This is a genomic window from Nitrosomonas marina (assembly GCF_900110145.1).
GTDB lineage: Bacteria > Pseudomonadota > Gammaproteobacteria > Burkholderiales > Nitrosomonadaceae > Nitrosomonas > Nitrosomonas marina.
The window spans coordinates 18,166-44,310 of the sequence record NZ_FOCP01000018.1; the positions used below are offsets into that span (position 1 = coordinate 18,166).

Here is a 26,145-nt window from a genome sequence, read left to right on the forward strand (position 1 = left end):
AAAATGCTTCTACCTTGCTGCGCGGTTTGCTTTTGCTAATTCCTGCTGCAGCTTTTCGCCCATTCTGGCGATTGCTTCAGCGCGCTTGTTTTCAAGCGATTGCTTGATGAAATGGTTTGCCTGAATGTACTTTGTCCCGGCTTCAAGGAAACGCCAATAGAAAGGATCGTTTTCCCGACGAGTGACAATACGTCCCGTTTTGGATAACGCCAAAAACTTGGTATGTCGTTTGCCTAGATCACGCCCATGCCTCACGCCGACGTTATATTGAGTAACGCCAGGCGGTGTTCTGCGTTCCCGCTTGATCGCTATGTTACGAATCATGGCGCCGGTTTTCTTAAGCCCCTTTTGACGGGCGATCTTTTTCGCCTCGGTACGCAATACACCCGCACCGCTGGCCACCATGCGCCGGACGGTTTTTGTGCTGATCTGCTGCTTATGATCCGCAAACGCTTTTTGCAGATCGCCGATGCCTTCAACGATAACGGTCATCAGTGAATCCTTTTCGGGTATGTCTGCGCCGGTCTGACACTGATCACGCGCCCAGGTGAATAGCCTGTGCCTGATGGTGCGCGGACAGTGATCACGCTATCGCTGGTAAATATCAATGCTGTGTCTGTTTCAGTCGCCAGCCCGATTGATGTCGCTTTTGATCTATCGATCAAGAACGCTGAATCAGTCTCTGATGCATGACCGATCGCGCCACTGAACAGTGCGTCCATATCAAACGCCGCGTCTGTTTCGTTCCCGATGCTGATCACCCGCGTTTTGTTCCTTGCTGCAGCAAGCGCGCTGTCCGCTTCCGTGGCCAATCCAATCAATACCGTGATTGAACCGTCGCTTGAAAACGGGAATGCTGTGTCGGCCTCCGATGATTGGCTGATTGTTCTCTGTTTGCTGACTGATACGTCAAACGCCGCGTCAGATTCAAGTGACAGGCCGATCTGCCTTGACTTGAGACTGGTTACTGTGAAGCCTGAATCGGTCTCTGATCCCAGACCAATGCCGAGCGTTTTGAGTATGTCGACAATCTGAGCGGTGTTCGCCTCCAGTGCCAGCCCTATCGGCACATTCCCGACTGTCGACATTGCAAATGCTGAATCAGTCTCATTCGATAACCCAATATAACGCAGCTTCACCCAGGTGAACAGGCTGCCGGTATCAGATTCAATAGCCTGAACGATTGATCGTAGTTTCGCGCTGGCTGCGCTGAATGCTGAGTCTGTTTCTGATGCTTGCCCGATAAATACGCCGCCTGAGCTGGTCACAGCAAACGCTGTGTCGGCTTCGGTCGATTGAAGTATCGACCTGAGTTTAGCGCGTCCAATAGAAAACGCGCTATCTGATTCGCTGGCTTGCCCGATCTCTGACGACTTTAACGAAGATGCAGCAAAACCTGTATCTGATTCTGATGGCTGCGCAATCTGTCTGGATTTTAATCTGCTTGCAGCAAATGCGCTGTCTGATTCTGTCGCCAGGCCGATGGTGACTGTTGACGCCCCGCCAGTAGCGCCAAAGTAAATCAATGACGCTTTACTTTTATGGGCGGGGATAAATATCTGATACGGGTCTGCGGTGATCGCCTTGGCTGCTGCTGGCGGAACAGATCGTCCACCTGCATAAATCGCGTAAACATGGGACTGCACGTTTTCAAGCAGATTTGATGTCGCTGTTTGCGAGTCTGCTGTCGTGGTCGATGTGATACTGGCGATCTGCCTGCCATTCATGTATATGGCAACATCACCCGAAAAATCCCAGGTAAACAGATATGTGATCTTGTCGGCAATGTCCGAGCTGGACGGGTCGTCACTGCCTACATTAAGCGTATCAGTCGCACCGAAACCGCCGCGCGTGAGCATTTCAAACTGATACGGCGGGCCGAACTGATTGTAATAAATGCGAACGTTACCGCCTGATACAAAACTGCTGAATATGTCGTGCGGTCCGGTGTCGTATGTTTCCTGCCACGCCATATCAAGCAGCAGGAAGCCGCGATCCATTGGTGCGTATGACAGGCTGCCGGCATGTCCGCTGCCTGATGTGATCAGTTTGCCGTTTTTAAATGTACAGCCGGATGTTACCAGGTCATTGTTGCCGAACATATCACGCAGCAAGTCTGAGTTATCCGGCAAATAAGCATGATCAAGATACTTGCTGAACCAGTGCGCACGATCAACCGCGACAGATACACCGACCGGCTTGCGGCGCGGGAATAGTATCTGCGGTATTTCTAACCGTGAATCAGGTATAAGCAAGTCTGACATTACGCGGCCTGGTTAAATGTTAGCGGCGTGATCTTGACGACGTAATCGGAATCCATGGTCTGATCCGCGTCGTTTTCAATATAAAACGACTGATCGCCGTATAACAGGGGGACATTCGGCAACAGAATGTATTGCTGACTCGTCACATCTTTTACCGGGAATGATCCGATGTGAATATGCTCGTATCCGTCCTCCGGCTCGGTTGCGTCGCTCGTTCCGTCAATATTAAGTCCCCTGACATACAAATGAACCAGATCGCCTTCTGACGGCGCAACTGAAAACGAGCAGCTCAGCGACGCATTCGCAAACGGGTATTTGTTGCCAGAAAGCGTGTTTGTCTGTTCGCCTGAAGTGGAAAACGCGCCGCTTGCCCGTGTCGCTGCGCCGGTTATAACTGTCGTCTGCGATCCGGGTGAATATTCAACGTCACCTGATGCCATTAGATTTGTCCTCCGATCCTTTTCTCGAGTGCGTTTTGCACGTGCCCAGGCTTAAGACCCGGCCATCTTGCAATCGTCTCGCTGTAATAAGACGCAACCCAGTCATACTCATCCTGATTAATGGTCCCGCCGTTAAGTAAATTCGTCATCACAGCTTTGCTTTCCGCGTCAATAACGTTTATCCCTTTAGCCTGAAGCAGCCGCAAAGCTGATGCATGAATTGAAGCGACGAGCTTGTCGATGAATGCCGCCCCGTTTGAAAGTCCCATACCTGACAATATCTCGCCTTCCGTTATCCGTAATTCACGAGAAACTGGAATGGTGTCGGTTTCGGCCACCATGGCGTCGTATGCGACCTGATATTGAGCAGGGTCCGCGATACCAATTATTTCTACAGCCCGATCCGCAATTGCAGAATAGTTAATCGAAGGCATTGCAATTAATCCCTAAATTGACGGAACCTGACGAATCCGGCGGTAATGCTCGCGTGCTTCCTTGCCCCTTGTTGCCGCGTCGACGCCCTTGCCTTCAGGGTAGTTTTTCTGCGCCCATCGACCAGTGACCTTATCGTCGTCTTTGACGAGTATGACCAGTGCGCCTCCAGGTGACGGCATTAATTCCGTTCCTGCAACTGCAAACTGGATATCCATCTTTGCACATTGGAATGCGCATTCCAGCCAGTATTGATTGATGTCTTTTTCTGCGACGCCAAGCAATGCAAGCCATTCAGGATAAAATACACTGGCCTGAATCTCGATCTTTCCGGGTGCGAGCGCTTTCGCCCATGCTGGTAATTGTGCTGTTTTCATTTGCGATCCTATGTGTAATAACAAGTGACTAATGTTTACATGTAAACAGTTAAGCTGCGCGCGCAAACCCTGACGCATTGACCTGCAGCGTAATATCGCTGCCTGTCGTTGTCTCAGCAAAGTCGTGATGCGTCAGCGGAATGCGCCCGGAATCTGCGGCTGATTCTTCATAAAACACGATTGCCTTTGTGAGCGTGTTATTTGATGCGCCGCCAGCGCTGCTCCATGTCTGGTCTGGTACGTCGCAATCAACGCGATCATTCGTGTCGTCCACGGTCACAGTCCCGGTCAGACCTGTCTTGCGTGCGTAGTTTGTGAAGTCCGCCTCTGTCGTACCAGCTTCAGCCAGCAACAATGCAACAGTATCCCGGTCGACTAGCGTCGATTCGGCCTCGTTCGCTTTCAATAACAGAATCCCGACATTAGCCGCAGCATCTCTGATCTTTTCAGCAAATGCGCCCTTTGAAATATTAAAAACACCGTCCGCCATGTTTCCTCCTTAATTAATGTCCCGAGTTTTTCCCTGTCTCGCAGTCCAGATACAGCCACCTGTTTTTTTCTTTGTAATTGCTTACGTGTTTTATTGCATAGTATTTGCCGTCATAAACGACGCGCATCGTGCTATCGACGCCGGACACGTAGCGCATCTTGAATAAAACGCGAGATACGCCGGGCTGTCCGCCGTGTTTTGTGATCGATGGTTCATTGCCCGAATAATTGTCAACGCTAGCCCAAACGTCCGATACAAATACGGACGGATCGTCGGTCAATCCTCCCTCGGAATCCTTTATTTGGGTCACCCGCTCGATAGTGATCTTGCGGTTCAGTTCGCCTATTGTTGGTTCTGACATTATCGATAAGTCCTGTACTTGGCGGCTATACGCTGAAAATACGGATGATTGACAGCGCTTTCGTGGCTGATCTCTCCGCGCCTGTGGTACAGGTCTGCAGCGTGCGCCTTGATCCAGTTCTTTATGTCTTCCGGCACTGCAGCTGCTGCTCCGTACCCGGCCACATATTGAACGCGTACAGTATTAATTGCGGTCGCGTATGTACTAGGCCATATCTTGCCGACAGCTGGAACGATCCAGCCTTTATTCGGACTGCTGTTGTCCAGCTTGTAATCAAGTGACGATAACGTCTGCTCTGTACCGTCATCGTCGTCATATTTGATACTGGTGATGCTTATCACCGGCAGAAAATCGAAATTAATCGCTTCCGGGAAGTTATCTTCGGTTTGTTCTAACGTCTGCGTTATTAACTTGCGTCCTGTCTCTCCTTCAAAGAGATCGACCGCTGAGGCGATATTGCTGGTTATCACATCATCCTGACTGGTCGACACGGTTTCATGCAGCCAGTCACGCATCTCGGCTACTGTTACCGGGTATTCTGCAGGCGGTGTGATAATGTTAGTCGCCATTGCGCTTTGTTCTCTTTACCTGTTTTGCTTGCTTGTTCTCGATCTGGTGATCGTCAGATTTGGCTGTATCCATATAGTCGCCAGCGTGGCACTGCTCTACCAGGTGGCGCGCATACTCAGCGTCTGTTCTGAGTATTTGTCCGGTCGTGAGTGTCCCGTATCTGGACGTGACAACTATTCCCCTGATCTTTACCCTTACCTGTTCTGCCATATATACCTCGCAATAAAAAAGCCGCGCATGTACGCGGCTTCTCTGTTGGAATAATTACTTAGTTTATGCTGGCGTCAGATCGCCCGCTCGAATCGCTGCCGGACGTTCTGTCACTAATGCCAGGCGTCGTTCAGCCCGAATCGTGATAAGGTTCTTGGTGAAGTTGTCGTCATCGCTGTCTGACATTTCAACAATAACGCCCTCTCGGTTGTGTACCGTACAGGCCATTGAGAAGTTGCCAACAGCAAAATTATCAGCAGTCATCCCAACCGATGTTATGACAGGTACGCCGAACAACACGCGCTGACCGGCCTCGTTTACTGTACGCAGACTTTGGCCCGCTGCAGTTGTAAACAGATCAATATCAATCGTCGCCCAATCTGCCGGGTTCAAAATGATGCCATCAGGATAATCGCCAGCAGCTTCAAGATCGCCAATAACCTTGCGGATAAGCACAAGTTTTTTCAACGTGCTGCCAAGTGCAGCATCAGCATACCCGTGAGCCGTAAAATTTCCTGTGTCCAATATCCCGCTAATGTTTGGCGCAGTGCCGTTGCCTGAAACAAGCTGCGTCTCAATTTTCCGGTTTACGCCATAACGCATGCGGGTATCGACATAGGCTGCCAGCGCTACGTTGTCGGCGGCGAGTTGGCGGCTAATCTTGATCCAGTGCGCCACTGTTGAGACGTGCATGCTTTCCAGCGTCCATGTCAGTGCTGATTCGCCTTTTTCAGCACCCTCTGCCGCTTCCGCTGCGCTATTAGTAAATACGTTTTCCTTGGTAAACTCAATAGCATTGCTTGTGGTCGGCAAACTTGGCAGGAATGATTCGAGCGTCAACGGCGCGAACGATCCCGGAACAATTCCGGGTTTGCGATCAGGCGCGACATTGGTGTCCGATCCGGTCAGCGTGTTTTTAACCTCAAAACCAACCGACCCGACCTGACGGCGACCTTTGAGCAAATGCAACTTAGCCTGGTATTCCTCTGACTTCACGAACTGATCGCCCCATCCTTCGGATGCCGCTTCTGTGTCACCGGTTACAACGCCGCGCTGTTTGAGCTGCATAACTTCGTCGGCCAGTTCCTGTTGCTTGATGCCGAAGTTCTTTAGCGCTTCGGCGGTGTCATACGATACCTTGCCGATGTTTTTAATTTCCTCGGATGCCTTGGCGTCGAAGTCGTTTATTTTCGCTTCGATGCCTTCCATCGATTTGATGAGTTTTTCTAATTGGTCAGACATTTCTATCCTTTAATTGTTAAGTTAGAAACTTTCTGGTTGATGCGTTTGATCACTTCTTCCAGTTCTTGCGATGCCTTCGCCTCAATCCCATCGTCAGCATCCCGCTGACCGAATACGATTTTTGCGCGGTTGACTATCGCACCTGCCAACCCTTTGCTGAGATTGCCTGCATCCCGCAGGAAAAGCTCAAAGTCTCGTATTGTCCTGATGTCATCCAGTTCGCTTTTGACTGAACCTAGATCGATCCTTGCCGACCTGTCGGCCGGATAAACAACTGGGCTGATCTCGCCGAGAAAACTTACTTTTTCAATAAGCAGTCCGTCGGTGTCTTCCTGATATTTGTAATCGCTGGCGGCTAGTTTGTAGCCTATCGACAGGCCGTCAAGCGTGCCATGTTTCAGTGCTGCATAAGTATCGTTAGCCCTTGTCATTCCTAGTGTAAGCTCGCCCTCTACAAGCAGTCCGTGGTCGTCTTCCTCTGCCTTTAACCATTTACCGATTGGCAGTTCCCATGATTCATGCTGCAGAAACATTTTCGGGAGGCCGTTTACTTCCAGCGTGTCTTTGTATGCGCCCGGCAATATGGTGTCACCGTAGGAGTCAACCTGATTGAATACGGACGCGTAACCGCTGAAACTGCCCTTTCCGTTGCTGTCCGCTTTTATCTTGCACTCACTGAGCGATAGTGTTTTCTGTAGCATTTCCGCCTCCGGGTTTTATCTTTCCTAGCATATTCAGTGGCGCGAGATTTGTTTGCGCCGTTAATTCGTCGCCGCCGTCTTTGGGCGGATCGTTTTCCAGCTGCCTGCACTCGTTTCGTGTTTTTAATCCGTTCTGAACGGCTTTAGCGTAAACTTCCATGCGGTCTTTGATGTTTGCTCTCAGCAGTGCGTCGGCGTTAAACTCAGCTGTAAATCTGACCCTTTGCGAGCTGGTCATTACGCGTTTTCTGATAGCCTGCTGGAAATTGACAAGCGCTGGACCGACTGTTGTTTTAAAAAATCCGTCGATAATTTCTTTAACACCAGATCCCCAGGTTGTTGCGCTGTTCTGATTAACAAGCACGGACGGAACGCCGAACCATCGGCATATTTCTTCAACACCAAAATTGCGCGTTTCAAGCAGCTGCATATCCTCTGGTGATATGTTTATTTGCTGGTACTTCATGCTTGCCTCAAGGATATACAGGCGCGATGTGTTGCCTTCAGCCATCTCCGCAAAGTTCTGTTTCAGTTTTTCGCGCTGCTCTTTGCTCAACAGATTATCAACCATCAATACGCCGGTCGGCTTCCCTCCGCTTGCAAACATCTTGTTTGCTGCAGACTGGCTGCTTTTTACCTCTGCTGTTGTTGCCTTCATGTAGTCAAGTCTTGAAAGCCCGGTGATGCCGTTCCCCATTTCCTTGATATGCAACACGCTATCCTCAGCCAGTGCGGCAACATCGCCGCCTATCGAATAATAGTAAACAGCTGTTCCGTCCTTAAGGATGTCCATTTCTATCTGATCGGCTGGCATTGGCCATAGCGAATAAGGCTCGCCGTTCGATGATCTGTCTATTCGTGCATAAGCATTACCGCGAAACAATAGATTCAGTATCATCGCCGTCCAGAACTCGACAGGCGTCATGCGCGCATTGGGCGATTCATGCAGCAATTGCCACAGAGAAGAATCTCTCGCCAGATCGCGCATACCGTCTTTCTGCGCGTAAACCATTATCGGCAGCGTACTGATAACCCTCGCCAGTAACGAAACGCATCCCCAGACTGTTGAAATCTGCAGGGCGGCGTCAACGCTGACAGCTGGCGTGTCCTCTATCAGGCTGTTTGACGGTCTGCTGTCCTGCTTGCCAGGTATGTTTGATAAAGCCCGACCACCGAAACCGAACCATCTGAAAATTGATGTAATAAAGTTCATCCGTAGATTGGTTCGTTTATGAATTCGTCGATACTGCCCTTGTCTTCAGCCAGCATCGCGCGGGATATTGCCAGAAGCAACGCGATTGCTCCGTCAATTTTGTTCGCTGAATTTGTCTTGTGCGGACTTCTGAGTCCTGAAAATTTTGACGGCTCAGACATTACTACGTTGCTGATCATCCAAGAAAATGCCGGGTTAGATTTAAAATGTATCTTCCTTTCGAGTACCAGGTTCTCCAACTCTGTCGCGGCCGGGGAAAACACGGTGGATTTTTGTGCTACCTGGACCATTGGCAATTCGTAATCGTTGGTCAGTTTGGTGACAAAGTACATTCCCATTGCCGGATCAAATGGAACTTCCTGAAGATCATGATTGTTTTTTAGTTTGACCAGGTCGTCTCTGACATTGTCAAAATCAGTTATATCGCCTTCATTACCGATAATATGACCCTCGTCGCGCCACACAATCATCTGGCTGTTTTTTGATGTTTCAATGGCTTCGTCATTGAGATACAACCTTGGGAAAACGTATAGGTGACCATTCCGCCAGAACACTGTGACGAGCGCCGCGAAGTCGCTCTTTTCCGCCAGGTCCATACCCGTCCAGCACTTCTCGCCCGCAAAATCGCTGATGTCAATTTCATTGTCAACGCAATGTTCCCATTTGCGCATATCCATCCAATCTATTGACGCATTAACCCAAACATTAAGTCGCTTGGTTTTGAAATTGTTACGTGTGCCAGGCATGCGCTCCGCATGAAGCGCACCCTTTTGTAGATCATCCTCGTAAACCGATACGCCGTAATTTGGGTTTGCTTTTTCCCAGCACGAAGGATCGCTCCAGTTATCATCATCATCAATGGTGTATATGATTCCGAAGTAACTGTCGTCGTTGGCGACGCTCCCCTTGATTGGGTATCCCAGACCGTCGTGCTTTATCAATGTACCGTTTAGCAAACTTGTTACGTAATCCCTCTGCTCGTAGCATATTCCGCTCTGGTCGCTTCCTGCCGTGGTAATACTCCATAGCATGGGCTGACTGCGCGCGCCCATTGCTGTGTCAAGCACGTCATAGACTGCTCTTGTCTTATGAGCGTGGAGCTCATCGACTGACGCAAAGTGTATATTCAGGCCGTCAAGCGTCGAACCTTCGGCAGACAGCGGGACGTACTCGCCGCCGTTTTCATTTTCTTTTATGCTGTGCTCGAGCGGTTTTACTTTGTATCTGCGGCGCAATCCTGGTGTGCGCTCGACCATCTTTTTAGCGACATCAAAAACAATTCGCGCCTGCTTTGCAGTAGTGGCCGCAGAGAATATTTCAGCGCCAGGTTCTGCGTCTGCTGTCAGCATGTACAGCGAAACACCGCTGGTCAATGTGCTCTTTGCGTTCTTCCTTGGCACCTCAATATAGACTGTACGGTATCTCCTGTATCCGTCTTTGTGATACCAGCCGAATACTGTGGTCAGAATAAATATCTGCCACGCTTCCAACTTTATTCTTGTTCCAGCCCACTTGCCCTTTATGTGCGGCAGAAGTTCGATAAACTTGCAGACATGCTCTGCCTGATCGGGCGCATACTCAAACCTGTATCCAGAATCTTTCAACCAGAAATCAAGATCATCAAGCTGTCGCCTGCATGCTGCCTTCACCCACTTGCACGCTGGTGTCTTTCCAGATAAAACTGATTTTGCGTAACTGATTGCTGTATCTGTGTAATACCCTAGAGATTTTCCCATCCATCGCCAAATGGTAATGAAGGTGTGTTATCAAACTGTGATGATTTGCGCCTTGACCTTGGTGTCATGCCGAACTCTTTTAGAAACGACATCATTCTCTCGCTTGCCCGATTCCTAACCTGTACCCACACTGACATCTGCTGGTATCCGTTCGGCGTGTACGCTATAAAGCCAGCCTGACCTCTTGGGTCATTAGCGTTTTCTTCATCAATTTTTATCTCGCAATAAACGACTTCTGACCATGCCTTGCAATACGCTGAAATGGCTGCTCTATCAATACGGGAAATAAGCCCGAGCTTTTTAAGTTCCTCGCAAATACGCTTATATTCGCTGAGTGCTTCGTCTTTTAAGTGAGGCGGGCAATCTGGTATTGCTACTTCCGGCGCGGCATCGTCGAGTATTGTCTCGCGCTGCTGTTGTTTTCCCTGGTTATTGCGCCGATATTCAAGAACATTACCCATAAAAATACCCGTTGGTAGAGATGTACCCCCCCCCTAAAAATTACATCCCGTAAAAAATTGACTAGGCGGTCGGTCTTTTGGCTCTGCGTCTCAGACTTTCGACCCGCCCCTCGGTCTGCTGAAAGCTCCGTCTTCGATGAATGTTTTTCTGTCATGACAAGGTTTGCACATCGGCTGCCAGTTTTTCCTATCCCAGAATAAGCGCATCGCTGCTAATATAAGGTTCCGGTCGCCGGTTTGCTTTGCCTCGTAAAGCCTATGCGGAATCTTGTGATCGACAACAGTGGCAATCACATATTTGTTTTGCTTTAAATGTTCGCAACAATAAGGGTGAGAAACTAAATACTTGTCTCTCTCTTTGCGCCACTTCGCCCCGTAACCGCGTTCTGAGGAACTGCCTCTGTGCTTGTCGTGCAGTTCTTTTTGTACTTTCTTATGATGATCGCATCTATTGCCGCATCTAACCAAGACATTGCACCCTGGATAACCACACGGCTTTTTGGCAGATACGGGCATAAAAAAAGCCGAAATCGCAAGATTCCGGCTTGTCTGGCTGTTTCCAGATTTATTCTGGACGCATTTATTTAAAGATTAGCAGATTTATACACTTTTTCGGCATCATGTGTCAAGTGTGCGTTCAATAAATTTGCCATCAGCTTGTATGCATTGTGTTTGTACTGGCGGAAAGTCCTGATCGCAATCCCCAGCTGATAGGCTTTGCTGGCTTCATTCTTGCAGGTTGATAGAAATTCTTTTCTGATAACCAGCTTCGGTATCTCCGGTAATTGATTGTAAGCCAGATCGGTTTGCTGGAATTCCAGGTCGACGCCTGGATCAATAACAGGATCGCTACCTGCTGGCGTCATGTTCATGAACGCGGACCGCTCCGGGAAACCGAGCTTAACGCCCGTTTGCATCTTTATTCTTGCCCAGCGCGTCAGGCGTGATTCAACGCAATTCTCATCAATCATCTAAACAGCCTCCTTAAACAGTTTGCAACGATACCCAATACCCGGAACGCCGACCTGACGTTCGTTCCTGCCATCCGTGCAGACAACACGGTCAAGCACAACTTTATGACTGACACACAACCGGCAACCAAGCGAGTCAAGCTGCCTGCGCTCGACAACATCCGCCGGATCACCGTAATAAAAATGCGGCAATGCGCGGCTTCCCTTCATCTGCGCTTGCCTCCATCCATGGGCGTCAAATCAATCTCGCTCAACTTGACAACATCACCAGTCAACTGCTGGCCGAGTTCAATGCCGTTCTCTTTCGCCCAGGTCATCCGAACATCATCGCCGAACAATTCACGGCAATGATCGGCAAATGCTACGCACTCGGGCATGTTTTCCCTGACATACTTCGCATCAATCTTGCTCATTCAGTCTCCAGTTTCCATACCTTCCACACTTCAAAACCAAGGTGTGGAATATTGAAACCCTTTGCTGGCGTACTTCTTCCATACCTTCCATACGTTCCATACTTGTTTTTACGCGCATATACGCGCGCGCGTGTGTGTGCGTGCGTGCGCCTACGTATGCGCGCGGGATTCAGGTATGGAAGGTATGGAAGGTATGGAAACAGCCCTATCCATGCGGCTTTCAGGGTTCCATACCTCAGCAAGCAGGTATGGAAGGTATGGAACATTTTAGAAAGGTATATCACGTTCACCCCCATTACTGTCGCCGGTACTCGACCCTGCCTCACTTCTTTCCGGTGGCTTGTACCAAAACCGGCTGACAGCATTCGTTTTCTTTTCTTTCTTGGTGCAACCAAGCGCCTGCAGCGCCTTGCCGATACGCGTCTGCACATCACGAGACAAACGCGCCGGATCAATCTTCAGGTAATACGCAGCATCCGCCATCGAGAACAGGTCGTACTGCTCCTCGACATACTTCTCCAGCATGTCGATAAACGAATCATGCTGATGACGTTTGACTTGTTCGGGATCGAATATCGTGCGCTGTTCTTCAGACGTCGGCCAGAACCGCTTGCCTTTCTTGTACAAGTGATATGCTTCAGCAAACAGCTGATCGCGCACAGCGGCCAGCCCCTCGCAATCAATCTCCTGATCGCACACGACCGGCCAGAACCGGCGCCCACCGGTTGTATCCTTGTTCCATGACCATTCATTAGTCGACCCCCCGAATACAAGCTGGCGCGGGCTGCGTATGTCACGCCTGCCGTATGGCGGTCTGAATTCATCAACCTGCCTGGATAAAAACGACTTTTGCCGGGCGGCTTCAGCCCGTGCCAGCGAATCCAGCTCGGCAAATTCATACAACCACTTGCCGCGTATTGAATTCATAGAGTCTTTGTTGTGCAGGTCCAGATCGGTATCACCGAACCATTCACCGGCAAGAGCGCGCAACATGGACGACTTCCTCCGCCCCTGCGCGCCTTCCAGTACCAGGCAGCAGTCAAACTTCACGCCCGGTTCCATCACGCGCGCAACCATGCCCATCAAAAACCAGCGTGACACACGCATGATGTAATCATTCTTCGGCGCGCCGATATAATCCGTTATCCAGTCATCAACACGCGACTGGCCGTCCCACTCAAGCGAATTCAGATAGTCCCTGACGGGATGAAAAGTATTAGCCCTGGCCAATGCCTCAACAGCCTCGGCAACCTGCGCAGGAGACGGCGCAAAAGCATAATTGCGGGTAAGCCACATGGCCGTCTGCACGTCGTCATTCGCGTCCCATTCTTCAGAATCGCTCGACGTGAACGGCGGCTTGTTGCGCTTGCATATCACATACGAAAACTCATTGAACGCCAGCACGCCCCGCCAGTTAATATCAGCGCTGATAATGTCGTAAATATTCGACAAACAAGGCACAATGCGCCCGTTGCTCATCAGCAGCCCGCCATCCTGCTTTTGCTGCTTCGGCTGCTGCTTATCGGTGCGGACATCATTAATCATGGCGATCAGATCATTCATCTGCGCGCCATCATCAATAGCGTCGGCAACGTCCCAACCGTCCGGTTTATCGCCCGGTTTCGGGATATTCACAAACTTGAAATCAGTATCCGGGTCAATGTCCTTCAGCATCCGGCAAATATCGCGCATTGCACGCATGCCCGGCTGTTTCGATTCAGGCAGCAATGGCTTTGTGAGTGGATCAACCCCATTCGCCTTGTCATCTTTCGATAACGGCTCGCGTTTTGAATCGCAATCCGCCCAGGCATAAATCGACCTGCCAGCCAGTGGCGACCAGTCAACCTTGCCGATTGCCTTCGACCCACCCGGCCAACTGACAACAACAAAATTACCCTCAATAACTGGCTCAGCAAAGTCAACGCACTTCTCGCCTTCAACCAGCAAAACCGGTCTGTCTGGATACTTTGCCAGACGATCCAGCTTATAAATCGGCCTGGGTTCAGAAAACGAAACCCAGCGCCATTGCAGATCGCCGGTATCCGCATTCCTGCAGAAAGAAAGCGGTATCGTCTCTTTGCCGCCGGTCGAAGTTTTAAAGCGGTAGATATAGCCGATCAGCAGCCCGTCAGCATCAAGATACCGATAAACATAATCAGGAATACCGCGCTTGACATGCGCCCTTGGTGGTTTCGGCGCATCCTGCGGAACGGGTAAAACAGGTGTCCATGGCGACTTTTTGCGCGAATCCGGCTTACCCTCTGGTTCAGCTGGCGCATGGTTATTGTTTGCCGGCACATCGTCGGAAATACCGACAATCTCAGCCAGCGCAATTGCCGCATCTTTCTGTCTTACCGAATGCAGATACGCATACAGGCTGATAAAATCCCCGCCCTTTTCGCCGGTCGAGAAATCGCCCCACTGGCCGGTATTGATATTGACCGCGAACGATCCCTTGTGCCTGTCTGATCGCGTCGGGTTCAGCCCAAAATACTCATGCCCCGAGACCTTGCCGCCAGGTATCCATGACGGCAGCAGCGTATTCCATCGCGACAGAGCGGCCTGCGCAATGCGCGGGAAATCAATCTTTCGATTCATCGCGCCCCTTAAACAACATATCAAATATCATCAGCCCGGTTATATAAGCGCCGAATACCAAGCTAAGACCGGCAAAAATACCAACGATATGTACAAATAAATCAATCCACATCACGACCGCCTCACTTGATCGCTTTCAGTCTTGATTCGCGTTCCATCGTTTGATCGTGGATCGACTTGATTCTTGCCTTGATCTGTTCGCGCGTCTCGGACACCTCATCAAACAACCGCATCAGGTCGTCGTATTCGCGCTTGTCTATGCCTCCGTCTTCAAGTGAAGTGCGTACGCGGGCGGCAAATTTGCCATACCTGGATTCGCGTTCCAGAAACAGGTCAAGCAATTCCATATCTGAAACAGCGTCAAGTTTGTGAGATTTGACAAACACCCCGTCTCTCTCAGCCGCATGGAATCGCGCAAAATCATCTGTATCAAGAATCGCAATAAGCCGCTCATATTCCTGAACGTATAAATGATGCGTCGCGCAATTAGGATTGAGTTTGCTCTTGAGTGTTGAGTACGGAATACCCATTCTCACAGCCAGCGCCGCAATGCCGCCCGGGTAACTCAACGCCTTGCTGTGGACATGGTCAAGTATGTTCATGGTCGCTCCTCCCGAAAAAGACCGTTTCCAAAAAACCCTCCCGCCGCTAGTATTAAGCTGCGCAATGCCCGGCCATGGAGATAGAGCAGAGAAGGACATGGCCGGGCGCTGCAACAACTGCACACTGCCGCGATAACGGACGCGGCACCGGGAGGAACTGATTTATTCGTTTACTGCGTGTTTATTACTATGATCATTTGCGAGTTCAGGCCAGACTTCATGCCAATCATTCGGGCGTATTTCCTTGCGTCCAAACGGCTTGTTTGCATCCTGCGTTTTCTTCTCGATGCGTGCCGCAAGGATGATCATCTTGTCATCCGGTATCCGGTTTTTTACTTTCCATTCGGATACAGACGAATTGGCAATTTTGAAAAGATTGGCAACCTTGGATACGCCGCCGAACAGTTCAATAATTTCTCTTGCTTCCACAAAGTCTCCTGTTTCTTGTCAATATTAGGCATTCCTAATTTAATTGTCAATAGGCACTCCTTATGTTTTTAGTATTAGACTTCCCTACTATGGGAACAACTACGCTTGCAGAACGACTAAGGCTTGCCTTGAACAATAAACCGGGAGCGAAACAAAAAGACCTCGCGGAGTATTGTGGCGTCGCTCAGCCATCCGTTACAGATTGGTTTAATGGGGAAACAAAAAACATCATCGGCATAAAGTTAAAACTTGCCGCTGAATTCCTTGGCGTCAACCAAGTGTGGCTAGGTACAGGCAAAGGCGAGATGTACGCGCCTCCAGAATACACTGGCGACAAAAAGAGAGACGCACTGATAGATATAATAAAAAACGCGCCCGAGGAATACCTAGGACAGCTTGAACGCAATGTTCATGCGGTCTGTCAACCAAAAGTTAAATACGGAAACGATAAAAACGGAAACGAAAAACACTAGGGTCCTGGAAATAAATAATTTCTGTCATAAAGATTTATGCAGGTGCAAGGGAATAGATAAATAAAACATAATCAATGTATTACTACCTAACAGCATTTATTGCGTTCGCATCGGTGATGATATTGATAAACAGCACGTCTATTGCAAATACCATCATCTACACATCAGCCATAGTTGGCTTGATGATCCTGTCAAAATGGCTTTTCCCAAGCCAGCCGCAGAAAAACAAACAGAACCGACCGGCGACGAAAACAAAGCCAGCGTCAAACCGAACAGCGCAACAGCAGCAGCCCGCAAAAAACCGGTACACAATACCAGAACAAATACACGAATGGCCGCAGCTAAATGAATTTGATTTTGATATTGTCGGCGAGTCGTATTATCAGCCGGCCATATCGAGAATATACCAATCATGGGTCAGTAACTACAAAGAAGGCGACATGGTCGACCCGCTTGACGCCTTCCTGATCCCGGACGACAACAACCCGTATGATGACAAGGCCGTCAGGGTGGATATTGATAACTACACCGTAGGCCACCTAAGCCGCGACGATGCTAGAAGTTTCAGGCGGAGGCTTGGAGCCAAGAAACTGACCGGACAGATCACGAAGTGCAAAGCCACCATTACCGGCGGTCATGAGCTGAAGAACGGCGACACCGCAAGCTACGGCGTCGCGCTGGATATAAAACCGTTTGAATCAATATGAAAATCGAAGATCCAAAGAAAACAAAAAAACGCTGGCCGTCAGACCAAGAAAAGAGAAAACCGAAAGACGCCCGGTAATCACCAGATCAGCCGGAAAGCAGCCGCGCCTATCCCGAAAACGACCGGTGTCGCGGTTGCCATGATACTTACTATATTGAGCCACTTTCCCTTGATGTTGGCGCAATCCCTGTTCGACTCGATGCAGCGCTGTTTGCTTTCCAGTATCTCTTTTTTTAATACCAGGCAATTCATCATCGCCGTTTTTGAGTTATACAAATTTTTTGGGTCATTTGTCGGCGGAGCTATATCAGAAGCCTGCATGCACTTCAAAACCAGAACGCAGGCAATGGCGAACAGATAAACAGAAGAGGCCAGCATCCCGCCCTGCAACCACAAAGGCGCGCCATCATTTCTGATCGAAACAAACAGGGCAAGCGCGCCGCCAGCGCCGGTCAGCAGTAATATCAGCAGATTGTTTGCAGCTCTTTCCAGTGAATTGATGCACTCTATCTGGAAATCTGCATTCGCCTGCGCTTCAGAGTCGGTATAGTCAAACAACCATTTCATTTCCCACGGCCACATAAAAACCTCCTTATCAAACGAGCTGTCAAGGAATCCTTGACAGCTATCAAAATCACCCCAGCATATACCCGCAAACCATCCCTGCGATGAATAGCGCGCCCATACCAATCCAAGCCACATGCGGCTGAATGCCTCTGCGCCATGAACCTTTCGTTACGCCGTCCAGAATATCCCGGCGCTGAGATTCAAGCAATTCTATGATTCTTTCGTTCAAATCTCTTTGGCTATCACTTACCCGCCTTAGAGACCTTTTTGTTTCGTCAAATACTTCGTTGATTTGATCAACATCTATCGCTTCATCCTTACCTGCCATAACACCTCCCAATAAAAAATTAATCAATCCGCTAATCACGGAATGAAAATTTTATCATAAAAATTAGGAATACCTATTGACATGTTAATTAGGAATGCCTAACATACCTCAAAACAACGCAACAAAACACAAAACGAAACAGTGGAGGAAACATGACAACCGTAATTTATGACTGTGACGCGGGCGACCTAAGCCCGCAAAGCATAACCAGACTGGCGAACATGTATCACGAATCAGAAGCCACCACAGAGTGGCAACCGGGCGAAGATTTGTCGGAAAAACTGGTTATCACCCCGATCAGCAAAGAGATTGCAGACCAGCTCGACATCGCCGAGGAAGACCTGATCCACATCGACGAAGCCATGGAACTACTGCAAAGCGATGTATCCATGAGCGATGTAATAACCCATGGCAACGAAGCATTCGCCAGAGATGACCCAATCACGTTGCAGCAATGCCTGATGCTGGCGAAATTAACCATTGACCACTCGCTATCAAGCGAATCGATACCGCAGCACGAAAAGTCAGGTTTGCGCGTTATCTCGGCGGTAATAAAAGCAACAAATGAATTTGCAAAAGAAATTGAGACAGCCGTACCGGATGATCACAGGATTTTTTGCGCAAGAAAACTGATTATCTTGAAAGATGAAATTCTCAAGATAAGTGTAGATACAGCTCTCGGCAAATTCCACGACCAGCGCAGCCAGCAGGAGGAACCAACGACATGACCGCCAGACCGCTCGACTACTACACCAAAGGATCAACAGGACTACTGACCATGAACAGCAAAAAACACTCAACACTATATCCACAAATATACGTTGAAAAATTGCGCCGCAAATACATGATTGCGAAAGTCGCTCTTGCAATCGAATCAATTGCGCTGCTCATCATGGTTTTGTCCGGACTGACATTCATCTACCGGGTATTTTAATCATGAAACTAATCGGACTTACCGGCCCGGCAGGATGCGGAAAAACAACAGTAGCCGACTACCTGCACGATAAACACGGCTTCTATCACCTGTCCTTTGCCATGCCGATCAAAGAAGCACTGGCCGCAATGCTGGGCGTGTCAATCGACCGGCTGGAAAACCGGCAATACAAAGATACCCCATTAATCGGTATCGGCAAATCACCTAGACAGCTCATGCAAACGCTGGGCACTGAATGGGGACGTGAAATTGTGAATCCCGACCTGTGGGGAATGCTGCTGCAGCGCAAAATCGATTTCAACATGCAACTCGCGCCTCAGCAGTCAATCGTCATTAGCGACGTGCGGTTCGAAAACGAAGCCAGACGCATCAGATCTCAAGGCGGCGAGATATGGCACATCACCCGTCCGAGCAACCCGCACAAGGTCAGCAAGCACAAAAGCGAAAACCTGATCGAGCCACTGCCAGACGAAACCCTAATCATGAACACAGCAAGCATAGACGAACTGAAAAACGCAGTCGACGCGCTGCTGATCGAGGAGGAAACGGCATGAAAAACACCGATATGCGCCACTACAAAACCCGCAAGCTGGACGCGCAAACGATCATCGCCGCACTGGCAATCATCGGCATGATTGCAGTCACCTGGAGCGATCACACCAACCGCAGCGAGATCGCCAGAGCAGCACAGCAGGAGATCGTAGAGCGCGATCTGTGCATCGAGCAGCTTGAATACACCATCCTGCAAATTTTTCATCAACCAACCCACGGAGACATTGAACTATGAATCAGTCAGTAATCACAACGCTGCGCCAGATCGGCAATGGCAGTCTGGTGACCAGCGTAGAAAACAAACTGCAAACACTCGTGCAGGCAGTAGAAGAGACCGGAAAATCTGGCAAATTGGTCGTCACCATCAACGTAGCCAAGGCAACCAAGGGCAACGCGATGACCATCAAGGGCGCGGCCAAATTGAGCGCGCCTGATACCGAGCACCATGAAACGCTCATGTTCGCTACCGAAGACGGCGGCTTGAGTACCGAGAACCCCAAACAGCAGAAACTCGATCTGAACGTGATCAAGGCTGAAAAGGGTGAAATCAAAAACGTAAACGAGGCCAAATAATCATGTCATACCCGGAATACAAAGACGCAGAAAGTGGAACTGAAAACATAGCGCAGACGGTCGCCAGGGAAACCAAAAAACCGTTTGAACTCGGCAGCGAGAAGCACATCAAGCGCATTGCCCTGCCGCCCGGCTGGAAGGCTGAATCGTTCGATGACGAAAAGCTGCTGGATAGACCCATAAGAATAAAAGGCGAGGCAGTCGCGCAAGATGTTGACAGCTTTATCGCTTATGTTGCAAGGCATGCTATCGGATCAACATCAACAATCTATTGCGGCGCTGATTACGCGAACAACAACCTGACCATTATATCCGTACTGGACGACCACGCCAAAGACGATCCGTCATGGTGTGACCACACGGTAAGGTTCAAACCAAAACAATCAATTGAGTACGGAAACTGGATTGAGAATGACGGCAAAGCCATGCCACAGGTCGACTTCGCCTTGTTCATCGAACGCAACCTTGACGACATTGCCAATGTTGACGGCATGCCGACCGGCAGCCAGCTGCTGGAAATGGCTGTGCAGTTCGAGCAAAGCCAGGACATGCGCCTGAAATCACACATAAGACTGCAAAGCGGCGGCGTCCAGATGCAATTCGTCCAAGACGATGACGAGGCAACCATCGCCAGAATGACCATGTTCGACCGGCTTGCAATCGGCATTCCCGTTTTCTGGAACGGTGAGCACTACCAGATAGACGCACGGCTGCGCTATCGAGTGCGAGAAGGCAAGGCCGTGTTCTGGTACGAGCTGATCCGGCCTGAGAAGGTTTATGAAGCGGCATGCAAAACCATCATCGACCGCGTTAAAACAGAAACCGGACTGCCTTTCTTTTTCGGTAGCTGGGCAAAGTAAATGCTAACCGCGCAACAGCACTGGCTCATCGATCTAGGCATCATGCGTAGTCCCTGCGCGATTGATGAGCCGGTGATTAGGAAAGCGCCGAGACGGTTTACCAAGTCACCCAAAACCAGCAAGGCGGACAAGGCGCGGCTTAAGCAGGCGATCATCGATCACATTAACAGCCAGCGCATGAAGCGCATAACCGCCGACCAGCTATACGACCGCATGATTGAGAGCGGATCGCTGGACAACGGCAAGGGCGACCAGATCAGCATAGTCGTTTTCAAGAAGCTGTACAGCGACATCATGCGAAACGGTGAGGCAGTCACGCCAACGCGAACGGCTAAGGAAATGATCAGCGAAGGCAAAACCGTGATGCAGATCATGGCCAAAACAGGATTGTCCCGCAAATGGATCAACGAACTGAAAGCAAAAAGGAAGCAATCATGAACACACTAGATAAAGAAAACATCGTCGAGTCGCTCCGGTTCCTGCAGACCGTATGCCATACACAGGCATTAAATAACGGTTGGTGGCGCGACCTGGCAACCGGCGAAGACATGCGCGGCAAACGTAATGTAGGTGAAATGCTCTGCCTTGTGCACAGCGAGATCAGCGAGGCCATGGAAGGCCATCGCAAAAGCATGATGGATGACAAGCTGCCGCACAGAAAAATGATTGAAGTCGAGCTGGCCGATGCAATGATCAGAATCCTTGATTTATCCCACGGCATGAACCTCGACCTAGCCGGAGCCATGGCGGAAAAACTGGAATACAACGCCAACCGTCCGGATCACAAACCCGAAAACCGTCGCGCCGCTGGCGGCAAATCCTACTAACCAACCAACGATTTTTTAACCACCAAGGAGAACCAAGCAATGTTTAAAAGCATAGTTTTATCAATACTCGCAGCATTAGGCGGCGACATCGATCGAGGCGCGGCTGCGCTGACAATCGCAGAACACCCAACCCTTGCGCAGTGTGAAAAACACATCGGGCGCACGCATAACGCTCGTCTGGATACATACGAAAACAAAGGCTATGAGATGAAACTCAAGCTGAATAACACCAGAGCACACGGTTTCAATGACAACCAGACTTCCACATGCGTCCAGACCGTCAAGCCAGAGGAAGCACAAGCGATCTACATAATTGGCGTGGTGTACCAGAACAACGGCTTCGGTTCCCAGACCTATGAAACAGAAGTCCTATACCTGGGATCGCCAGCGCAATGCGGCGAGATCGATTCACTACTGGCCAGCATCAACCCGCACTTTACCCCGCCAGAACTGGGAATCATGGCCGGGTGTACCGACTTAACAGGTTTATAAATTCCTCCACAGCCACAAGGCGGAGCCGGTGAAAGCCCGGCATTGATTAGCGGGAATCGTAGCTCAGTGGCAGAGCGGCAGGCTGAACGCCTGCGGCCGGTACGAATATTTGACATCCCATCGAATATTGACAGTACGAATCAGAATTGGGAACTCTGGTGCGAAGGTTCAAATCCTTCCGATTCCGCCCAACAAGGACAGAACAATGAAGATAAATCTTATCGGCATGATATTGAATAACGCTGGCCGGGCATGTTTTGACGGCGCCGTACTCGACGACGACGGCAATCCAATGCCGGCAGCAGATTCATTGCATTACATGATCATGGAGTATGCAAAGGTAGTCAACGGCGGCACATCAAACGTAGTTACAGTGTCCCGCGAAGTGACAAAACAAACAAAAGACGGTTGGGAAGGATAACCATGTCATCAGTCAACAAAGTCATATTAATCGGACGCCTCGGCAAAGACCCGAACATCAACTACATGTACGACGGCACAGCCGTTGCGAACGTATCACTGGCAACGTCGGAAAAATGGAAAGACCGCAACGGCGAGAAGCAGGAAAAAACCGAATGGCACCGTTTAACTGCGTACCGAAAGCTGGCCGAAATCATCGGCGAATATCTCAAGAAAGGCAGCCAGGCATATTTTGAAGGCCGACTCGAAACAAGGAAGTGGACCGACAAAGACGGCATCGACCGGTACACGACCGAGATCATCGTCGACAAAATGAAAATGCTCGATACCCGGAACCAGTCAGCCCAACCAGCCCAGACTAGCAACGCAACCCAACCCCAACCGCCAGCCGGTAACGGGTTTGATGATATGGAAGACGATATCCCTTTCTAGGAGGAAATATGAAAAAGCCATCATTGCCAGATATTTTCTACAACGTCTGCAACCAGCACCAGAAGGCGAGACCAATCATGCAGAAACCATATATTTGCGGCAACCACGTGGTATCCACAGATATGAGCATGATAATTATAGCCGACAAAAATAAATACGATACCTCGGGTCTGGAAGAATCGGCGGACTCATTATCTGAAAACACAGAAAAAATAATAAACAGAATTAAACAGACAGAGTGTATCAAGCCTTGGCAGAAGATCGATATAGATGACGATGAGATCGTTAGTTTCATGGATGCAAAAGTAACGCATGGCGAGTGCTACGAATGCGATGGTAACGGATATGTATACCTGTCCACATCATTCAATGAGTACGAAATCGAATGCTTGTCCTGCGACGGAACAGGCGATCATCCAACGATCCCAATCTGGGGTCATGTTTGCGTCGATCAGGTGCGCGTGAATCCTTGCTACATTTTTTTGATCAACAATGCTGACTCATACAATACGATTGATAATCAACTGTTTTTCCGTATTGGAGAAATTAGCGGCACGGTCTTAGGGATGAGGTAACCACATGAAACCCATCAACACCAACACCAGACTAACCCAACACTTCACCCTGGGCGAGCTGATCAAATCCCAGACCGCTACCCGGCTGGGACTGGATAACACGCCAGACGCCGGAGCGGTCGAAAACCTGCGCTGTCTGTGCGCAAACATACTCGAGCCGGTACGCGCCAGATTCAACCAGCCGTTCAGCCCAAGCAGCGGCTACAGATCGCCCGGCCTGAACGCAACGATAGGCGGCAGCAGCAAAAGCCAGCACATGACCGGACAGGCGGCAGACATCGAGGTACCCGGCATCAGTAACTTATGCCTTGCGCGATGGATCAGAGACTACCTGCAATTCGATCAACTGATACTAGAGCACTTCGACCCAAGAGACCCACATTCAGGCTGGGTACACGCCAGCTACAGCCGCGACCACAACCGCAACGAATGCCTGACATACAGCCGGAAACACGGCTACCTGAACGGGCTGATCGAGACGCCATACCAGATCAAACAAAACGAAACACGGAAACGCTGAACAAGGAGGAGTGATGACAACCCATAACGACCATAACTATAACAACTTACCGCCAGCCGAAACCGAGAGGCTGTCTATTCTGGCAGAGGAAATGGGCGAATGCTTGCAAGCAATAGGAAAGATACTGAGGCACGGATATGAATCATGCCATCCAAAAGACATGAGCTCAACGAACCGTGAATTACTGCAGAAAGAACTAGGAGACGTGCTGTATACACTTTTACTAATGTCGGCTGCTGGCGACGTGTCTATAGACAGCATAAATCACTGGTCGACAAAGAAAGCCCAGAAAATAAAGGAATACACGCACCACCAAAAAGAATCATTGCTTAACCTGGTTGAGCTTGCGATCGACGAATATAAAGAAGGTAAAAAATGATTATCGGGAAAATGGATGTAGATAGAGAAATAACATCGGCAATATCCAGACTGCGCGGAAATATTGAAGGATACATCTACGCAGAACCGCACGACGGCAAAGGCAAATCACCGCTGCTTATAATGGTCGGCGACCCGATCATAGCACTGAAAGCGCGATCAATCGAGATCGAGCTGCGCGGCAGCGACGGCAGATTGCTGACAACAATGACCGGTACTGTCTAGCGATGACAAAACGCGCCACCTGGACAGCCGAAGATACGGCGCTGTTCATCAAGCACTACCCGGACAGCACCGAAGCCGAGCTGGTTGAATTGTTTGGTGGACGCTATACGGTCAAGCAGATACGCGGCAGGCGCAAAAGATTGAAGATACACAAAAGCGACGAGTATCGCCAAAGACATGGAATAAACAGCGAAGGAAGATTCACGGAAGGAATCGTCCCATTTAACAAGGGCAAGGCGCATCCATCTGTCGGGAACTCGAGTAAACACTGGTTCAGGCGAGGAATGAAGCCGGCCAACCACAGGCCGGTCGGCAGCACCAGGCTGTCAAAAGATGGATACATCGAGATCAAAGTCGCTGAAGGCCGGTTTAAGTGGCGACTGCTACATCGAGAAGTCTGGAAAAAACATCACGGCAGCTATCCGCCAAAAGGTCATGCAATCGTATTTATCGACGGCAACAAACAAAACTGCGACATCAACAATTTGCAACTGATCACCAGAGCGGAACTGATGCAAAGAAACACGGTACACAACCTGCCGAAATACCTGGCGGAACTGATACAACTCAACGGGCAATTAAAAAGGAAGATCAATGAACGACGTTAACGATTTGAGAGAAATTCTTTTCGACACACTCAAAGACCTGCGCAATGAAGAAAGGCCGATGGACATCGACCGCGCTAAAGCGGTTTCTGATGTGGCTCAGACGATCATCAACACGGCAAAAATAGAAATCGATCACGCCAAAATCACCGGATCATCCAGTTCATCATTCATAACCGAAGAAAAACCGACCGGCAAGCTGCCGACTGGATCAGGTTACGTTCATAAACTAAGAGGTTAATTGGCATGTTACTTGTCAGAAGCAAATTAGAAGCAGCTCAAATTTCTTTATTAATTGCGGGTGTGTATGCGTTCTCAAATGGATCAGAAGACATACAAAAGGTTTTTCAAATATATGTATGGATGTATCTAATAGGCTCTCTTTTCTTTTTGTGCGATGGATTAATATGCGGTGAATATCGGAAATCAGATAGCCCTATCACTATACGAATAAATCTCGGCATTGCTCCCGAAGTTATCGCAGCATTAATAATTGCAAGTTATGGCTATGTGGCAACCGGTGTTGCCTTATTTCTATCCGCAATCATTTATGAGTTTATTGACTATGAAAATATGGAGTGCGAAGAGAGACAATGAAAAGCATTGGAATAACGGGCATGCTTGCAATCGTATTCGGTTCTGGCGGCTGGTTTCTGGAAGAATTTAATATTATTACTGAGCCTGCATTTTGGGCACTGTACGGCGTTGTTTTCGGAGTAATACTTAGTGTTGTAACGGGAATAACTGACTGACGCTAAACGCTATTGAGAAAAGCATGGACATCGAATAAATATCAGGAGAAAAATGAACAAAGAACCAGCAAACGGATTCAAGATCATTACCGATCATAACCTGAATCTATTAAAAGAATCTCGAGAGATATCCAAGAAGGCTGTAGAAGAACTACGGGGAAGGCATGGAATAGAATCATTGAGTCAAGTGTCAGTAGACGAATCATTTGATTACATCACAAAATACTATGATATATGGTTGTCTGCAACAAAACACGGTAAAAGCATCGTCAATAACGACGGTCTCTTTCTTGATTCGCTAGCAGCATTTTCTGCTGGTTTCGCGTTTAAATCTATCCATGAGATATTTGAAAAGGAATCTGAGAAAAAAACAGAAGACGCTTTAAGAAATATGACCGAAAATAGGAGATAGTTGA

47 protein-coding genes and 1 tRNA gene are annotated in these 26,145 nt (G+C 49.3%); 24 read left to right on the forward strand and 24 right to left on the reverse strand.

All coding sequences use genetic code 11. The annotated features are described in order from the left end of the window. Positions 1-9 precede the first annotated feature (9 nt). The 14 genes from BMX44_RS11900 to BMX44_RS11965 all read right to left on the reverse strand — a co-directional run bounded on the left by BMX44_RS11900 (position 10) and on the right by BMX44_RS11965 (position 10,497). Positions 10-492, reverse strand: a complete 483-nt coding sequence (locus BMX44_RS11900) for an HK97-gp10 family putative phage morphogenesis protein (RefSeq protein ID WP_090633324.1) — start codon at positions 490-492, stop codon at positions 10-12. Next, complete coding sequence (locus BMX44_RS11905) at positions 492-2,264, reverse strand: hypothetical protein (protein ID WP_090633326.1); 1,773 nt, start codon at positions 2,262-2,264, stop codon at positions 492-494. Before BMX44_RS11905 ends, BMX44_RS11900 begins: the two co-directional genes overlap by 1 nt. Next, complete coding sequence (locus BMX44_RS11910) at positions 2,264-2,704, reverse strand: hypothetical protein (RefSeq protein ID WP_090633328.1); 441 nt, start codon at positions 2,702-2,704, stop codon at positions 2,264-2,266. The genes BMX44_RS11905 and BMX44_RS11910 overlap by 1 nt, the downstream gene beginning before the upstream one ends. Next, a complete protein-coding gene (locus BMX44_RS11915) occupies positions 2,704-3,138 on the reverse strand; it encodes a hypothetical protein (protein WP_090633331.1) in 435 nt (144 codons plus the stop codon). The genes BMX44_RS11910 and BMX44_RS11915 overlap by 1 nt, the downstream gene beginning before the upstream one ends. A 12-nt stretch (positions 3,139-3,150) precedes the next feature. After that, positions 3,151-3,513: a hypothetical protein gene (locus tag BMX44_RS11920; RefSeq protein ID WP_090633333.1), complete on the reverse strand. Its 363-nt coding sequence runs from the start codon at positions 3,511-3,513 to the stop codon at positions 3,151-3,153. 49 nt (positions 3,514-3,562) lie between these two features. Further along, positions 3,563-4,003 (reverse strand): hypothetical protein, encoded by a 441-nt coding sequence (locus BMX44_RS11925; protein ID WP_090633334.1) that lies wholly within the window; start codon positions 4,001-4,003, stop codon positions 3,563-3,565. A gap of 13 nt (positions 4,004-4,016) precedes the next feature. Next, on the reverse strand, positions 4,017-4,364 hold the full coding sequence (locus tag BMX44_RS11930; RefSeq protein ID WP_090633336.1) for a phage head closure protein: 348 nt from the start codon (positions 4,362-4,364) through the stop codon (positions 4,017-4,019). Then, positions 4,364-4,933, reverse strand: coding sequence for a head-tail connector protein (locus tag BMX44_RS11935; RefSeq protein WP_090633338.1), 570 nt, complete (start codon positions 4,931-4,933; stop codon positions 4,364-4,366). The genes BMX44_RS11930 and BMX44_RS11935 overlap by 1 nt, the downstream gene beginning before the upstream one ends. Further along, positions 4,923-5,144: a hypothetical protein gene (locus BMX44_RS11940; RefSeq protein ID WP_090633341.1), complete on the reverse strand. Its 222-nt coding sequence runs from the start codon at positions 5,142-5,144 to the stop codon at positions 4,923-4,925. Before BMX44_RS11940 ends, BMX44_RS11935 begins: the two co-directional genes overlap by 11 nt. A 63-nt stretch (positions 5,145-5,207) precedes the next feature. Further along, a complete protein-coding gene (locus tag BMX44_RS11945; protein WP_090633343.1) occupies positions 5,208-6,386 on the reverse strand; it encodes a phage major capsid protein in 1,179 nt (392 codons plus the stop codon). Between the two features lie 2 nt (positions 6,387-6,388). Then, positions 6,389-7,087 carry an HK97 family phage prohead protease gene (locus BMX44_RS11950; protein WP_090633346.1) on the reverse strand — a complete coding sequence of 233 codons (699 nt, stop codon included), beginning with the start codon at positions 7,085-7,087 and terminating at the stop codon, positions 6,389-6,391. Beyond that, positions 7,059-8,300, reverse strand: a complete 1,242-nt coding sequence (locus BMX44_RS11955; RefSeq protein ID WP_090633348.1) for a phage portal protein — start codon at positions 8,298-8,300, stop codon at positions 7,059-7,061. The genes BMX44_RS11950 and BMX44_RS11955 overlap by 29 nt, the downstream gene beginning before the upstream one ends. After that, positions 8,297-10,036, reverse strand: coding sequence for a terminase large subunit (locus tag BMX44_RS11960; RefSeq protein ID WP_090633350.1), 1,740 nt, complete (start codon positions 10,034-10,036; stop codon positions 8,297-8,299). The genes BMX44_RS11955 and BMX44_RS11960 overlap by 4 nt, the downstream gene beginning before the upstream one ends. Then, positions 10,021-10,497, reverse strand: a complete 477-nt coding sequence (locus BMX44_RS11965) for a phage terminase small subunit P27 family (protein WP_090633352.1) — start codon at positions 10,495-10,497, stop codon at positions 10,021-10,023. Before BMX44_RS11965 ends, BMX44_RS11960 begins: the two co-directional genes overlap by 16 nt. Before the next feature lie 435 nt (positions 10,498-10,932). On the opposite strand from BMX44_RS11965, the gene BMX44_RS16860 reads away from it, so the two are divergent. Next, positions 10,933-11,085, forward strand: a complete 153-nt coding sequence (locus tag BMX44_RS16860; protein WP_177167748.1) for a hypothetical protein — start codon at positions 10,933-10,935, stop codon at positions 11,083-11,085. On the opposite strand, the gene BMX44_RS11975 is transcribed toward BMX44_RS16860, so the two are convergent. The 8 genes from BMX44_RS11975 to BMX44_RS12000 all read right to left on the reverse strand — a co-directional run bounded on the left by BMX44_RS11975 (position 11,082) and on the right by BMX44_RS12000 (position 15,510). Continuing rightward, a complete protein-coding gene (locus tag BMX44_RS11975; protein WP_090633356.1) occupies positions 11,082-11,468 on the reverse strand; it encodes a hypothetical protein in 387 nt (128 codons plus the stop codon). The genes BMX44_RS16860 and BMX44_RS11975 overlap by 4 nt on opposite strands. After that, positions 11,469-11,678, reverse strand: a complete 210-nt coding sequence (locus tag BMX44_RS11980; RefSeq protein ID WP_090633358.1) for a hypothetical protein — start codon at positions 11,676-11,678, stop codon at positions 11,469-11,471. Next, positions 11,675-11,881, reverse strand: coding sequence for a hypothetical protein (locus BMX44_RS11985; protein ID WP_090633360.1), 207 nt, complete (start codon positions 11,879-11,881; stop codon positions 11,675-11,677). The genes BMX44_RS11980 and BMX44_RS11985 overlap by 4 nt, the downstream gene beginning before the upstream one ends. Further along, positions 11,878-12,147, reverse strand: a complete 270-nt coding sequence (locus BMX44_RS16610; RefSeq protein ID WP_177167749.1) for a hypothetical protein — start codon at positions 12,145-12,147, stop codon at positions 11,878-11,880. The genes BMX44_RS11985 and BMX44_RS16610 overlap by 4 nt, the downstream gene beginning before the upstream one ends. A gap of 1 nt (position 12,148) precedes the next feature. Beyond that, positions 12,149-14,479 carry a VapE domain-containing protein gene (locus BMX44_RS11990; protein WP_090633362.1) on the reverse strand — a complete coding sequence of 777 codons (2,331 nt, stop codon included), beginning with the start codon at positions 14,477-14,479 and terminating at the stop codon, positions 12,149-12,151. After that, positions 14,463-14,591: a hypothetical protein gene (locus BMX44_RS17445; RefSeq protein ID WP_281246252.1), complete on the reverse strand. Its 129-nt coding sequence runs from the start codon at positions 14,589-14,591 to the stop codon at positions 14,463-14,465. Before BMX44_RS17445 ends, BMX44_RS11990 begins: the two co-directional genes overlap by 17 nt. A gap of 10 nt (positions 14,592-14,601) precedes the next feature. Beyond that, on the reverse strand, positions 14,602-15,081 hold the full coding sequence (locus BMX44_RS11995; protein ID WP_090633364.1) for a phage regulatory CII family protein: 480 nt from the start codon (positions 15,079-15,081) through the stop codon (positions 14,602-14,604). Positions 15,082-15,243: 162 nt separating this feature from the next. Next, entirely contained in the window at positions 15,244-15,510 is a 267-nt protein-coding gene (locus tag BMX44_RS12000) for a Cro/CI family transcriptional regulator (RefSeq protein ID WP_090633366.1), read from the reverse strand. A gap of 62 nt (positions 15,511-15,572) precedes the next feature. Here BMX44_RS12000 and BMX44_RS12005 point away from each other — a divergent pair, with 62 nt between their 5' ends. Both BMX44_RS12005 and BMX44_RS12010 read left to right on the forward strand, forming a co-directional pair. Further along, positions 15,573-15,983, forward strand: coding sequence for a helix-turn-helix domain-containing protein (locus BMX44_RS12005; RefSeq protein ID WP_090633368.1), 411 nt, complete (start codon positions 15,573-15,575; stop codon positions 15,981-15,983). Between the two features lie 74 nt (positions 15,984-16,057). Further along, positions 16,058-16,690 carry an HIRAN domain-containing protein gene (locus BMX44_RS12010; RefSeq protein ID WP_090633372.1) on the forward strand — a complete coding sequence of 211 codons (633 nt, stop codon included), beginning with the start codon at positions 16,058-16,060 and terminating at the stop codon, positions 16,688-16,690. A gap of 77 nt (positions 16,691-16,767) precedes the next feature. Here BMX44_RS12010 and BMX44_RS12015 read toward each other — a convergent pair whose 3' ends face one another. Together BMX44_RS12015 and BMX44_RS12020 are read right to left on the reverse strand one after the other, a co-directional pair. Then, positions 16,768-17,271 (reverse strand): hypothetical protein, encoded by a 504-nt coding sequence (locus BMX44_RS12015; protein ID WP_090633375.1) that lies wholly within the window; start codon positions 17,269-17,271, stop codon positions 16,768-16,770. Between the two features lie 52 nt (positions 17,272-17,323). Beyond that, complete coding sequence (locus BMX44_RS12020; RefSeq protein WP_090633376.1) at positions 17,324-17,584, reverse strand: hypothetical protein; 261 nt, start codon at positions 17,582-17,584, stop codon at positions 17,324-17,326. Positions 17,585-17,736: 152 nt separating this feature from the next. Between BMX44_RS12020 and BMX44_RS12025 the strand changes: the two genes are divergently transcribed. The 21 genes from BMX44_RS12025 to BMX44_RS12115 all read left to right on the forward strand — a co-directional run bounded on the left by BMX44_RS12025 (position 17,737) and on the right by BMX44_RS12115 (position 26,141). Further along, positions 17,737-18,312: a hypothetical protein gene (locus BMX44_RS12025; protein ID WP_090633379.1), complete on the forward strand. Its 576-nt coding sequence runs from the start codon at positions 17,737-17,739 to the stop codon at positions 18,310-18,312. After that, entirely contained in the window at positions 18,309-18,518 is a 210-nt protein-coding gene (locus tag BMX44_RS12030; protein WP_090633381.1) for a hypothetical protein, read from the forward strand. The genes BMX44_RS12025 and BMX44_RS12030 overlap by 4 nt, the downstream gene beginning before the upstream one ends. Positions 18,519-18,520: 2 nt before the next feature. Beyond that, positions 18,521-19,072 (forward strand): deoxynucleotide monophosphate kinase family protein, encoded by a 552-nt coding sequence (locus BMX44_RS12035; protein ID WP_090633383.1) that lies wholly within the window; start codon positions 18,521-18,523, stop codon positions 19,070-19,072. Next, the gene (locus BMX44_RS12040; protein ID WP_090633385.1) at positions 19,069-19,305 is read left to right on the forward strand and encodes a hypothetical protein; all 237 of its coding nucleotides are present in this window, start codon (positions 19,069-19,071) and stop codon (positions 19,303-19,305) included. The genes BMX44_RS12035 and BMX44_RS12040 overlap by 4 nt, the downstream gene beginning before the upstream one ends. Further along, positions 19,302-19,643, forward strand: a complete 342-nt coding sequence (locus BMX44_RS12045; RefSeq protein WP_090633387.1) for a hypothetical protein — start codon at positions 19,302-19,304, stop codon at positions 19,641-19,643. Before BMX44_RS12040 ends, BMX44_RS12045 begins: the two co-directional genes overlap by 4 nt. 2 nt (positions 19,644-19,645) lie before the next feature. After that, entirely contained in the window at positions 19,646-20,503 is an 858-nt protein-coding gene (locus tag BMX44_RS12050) for a DUF2303 family protein (RefSeq protein ID WP_090633389.1), read from the forward strand. After that, entirely contained in the window at positions 20,504-20,941 is a 438-nt protein-coding gene (locus BMX44_RS12055; RefSeq protein ID WP_090633393.1) for a hypothetical protein, read from the forward strand. Then, on the forward strand, positions 20,902-21,330 hold the full coding sequence (locus BMX44_RS12060; RefSeq protein WP_218143963.1) for a nucleoside triphosphate pyrophosphohydrolase family protein: 429 nt from the start codon (positions 20,902-20,904) through the stop codon (positions 21,328-21,330). The genes BMX44_RS12055 and BMX44_RS12060 overlap by 40 nt, the downstream gene beginning before the upstream one ends. A gap of 39 nt (positions 21,331-21,369) precedes the next feature. Then, the gene (locus BMX44_RS12065) at positions 21,370-21,822 is read left to right on the forward strand and encodes a hypothetical protein (RefSeq protein WP_090633397.1); all 453 of its coding nucleotides are present in this window, start codon (positions 21,370-21,372) and stop codon (positions 21,820-21,822) included. Between the two features lie 52 nt (positions 21,823-21,874). Beyond that, positions 21,875-22,009, forward strand: a tRNA-OTHER gene (locus BMX44_RS16865). Between the two features lie 18 nt (positions 22,010-22,027). Further along, positions 22,028-22,243 carry a hypothetical protein gene (locus BMX44_RS12070; protein WP_143056942.1) on the forward strand — a complete coding sequence of 72 codons (216 nt, stop codon included), beginning with the start codon at positions 22,028-22,030 and terminating at the stop codon, positions 22,241-22,243. Positions 22,244-22,245: 2 nt separating this feature from the next. Then, positions 22,246-22,674 carry a single-stranded DNA-binding protein gene (locus BMX44_RS12075; protein ID WP_090633401.1) on the forward strand — a complete coding sequence of 143 codons (429 nt, stop codon included), beginning with the start codon at positions 22,246-22,248 and terminating at the stop codon, positions 22,672-22,674. Positions 22,675-22,682: 8 nt separating this feature from the next. After that, a complete protein-coding gene (locus BMX44_RS12080) occupies positions 22,683-23,249 on the forward strand; it encodes a hypothetical protein (RefSeq protein ID WP_090633403.1) in 567 nt (188 codons plus the stop codon). A gap of 4 nt (positions 23,250-23,253) precedes the next feature. Continuing rightward, complete coding sequence (locus tag BMX44_RS12085; RefSeq protein ID WP_090633406.1) at positions 23,254-23,769, forward strand: D-Ala-D-Ala carboxypeptidase family metallohydrolase; 516 nt, start codon at positions 23,254-23,256, stop codon at positions 23,767-23,769. 13 nt (positions 23,770-23,782) lie between these two features. Next, entirely contained in the window at positions 23,783-24,148 is a 366-nt protein-coding gene (locus BMX44_RS12090) for a MazG nucleotide pyrophosphohydrolase domain-containing protein (RefSeq protein ID WP_090633408.1), read from the forward strand. Then, on the forward strand, positions 24,145-24,372 hold the full coding sequence (locus BMX44_RS12095) for a hypothetical protein (RefSeq protein ID WP_090633410.1): 228 nt from the start codon (positions 24,145-24,147) through the stop codon (positions 24,370-24,372). The genes BMX44_RS12090 and BMX44_RS12095 overlap by 4 nt, the downstream gene beginning before the upstream one ends. Before the next feature lie 2 nt (positions 24,373-24,374). Beyond that, positions 24,375-24,980 carry an HNH endonuclease signature motif containing protein gene (locus BMX44_RS12100; RefSeq protein ID WP_090633412.1) on the forward strand — a complete coding sequence of 202 codons (606 nt, stop codon included), beginning with the start codon at positions 24,375-24,377 and terminating at the stop codon, positions 24,978-24,980. Next, on the forward strand, positions 24,967-25,218 hold the full coding sequence (locus tag BMX44_RS12105) for a hypothetical protein (protein ID WP_090633414.1): 252 nt from the start codon (positions 24,967-24,969) through the stop codon (positions 25,216-25,218). Before BMX44_RS12100 ends, BMX44_RS12105 begins: the two co-directional genes overlap by 14 nt. A gap of 5 nt (positions 25,219-25,223) precedes the next feature. After that, positions 25,224-25,574 (forward strand): hypothetical protein, encoded by a 351-nt coding sequence (locus tag BMX44_RS12110; RefSeq protein WP_090633416.1) that lies wholly within the window; start codon positions 25,224-25,226, stop codon positions 25,572-25,574. Continuing rightward, positions 25,571-25,729 carry a hypothetical protein gene (locus BMX44_RS16870; protein ID WP_177167750.1) on the forward strand — a complete coding sequence of 53 codons (159 nt, stop codon included), beginning with the start codon at positions 25,571-25,573 and terminating at the stop codon, positions 25,727-25,729. Before BMX44_RS12110 ends, BMX44_RS16870 begins: the two co-directional genes overlap by 4 nt. A gap of 52 nt (positions 25,730-25,781) precedes the next feature. Continuing rightward, positions 25,782-26,141 carry a hypothetical protein gene (locus BMX44_RS12115; protein WP_090633419.1) on the forward strand — a complete coding sequence of 120 codons (360 nt, stop codon included), beginning with the start codon at positions 25,782-25,784 and terminating at the stop codon, positions 26,139-26,141. The last annotated feature ends 4 nt before the right edge of the window (positions 26,142-26,145 follow it).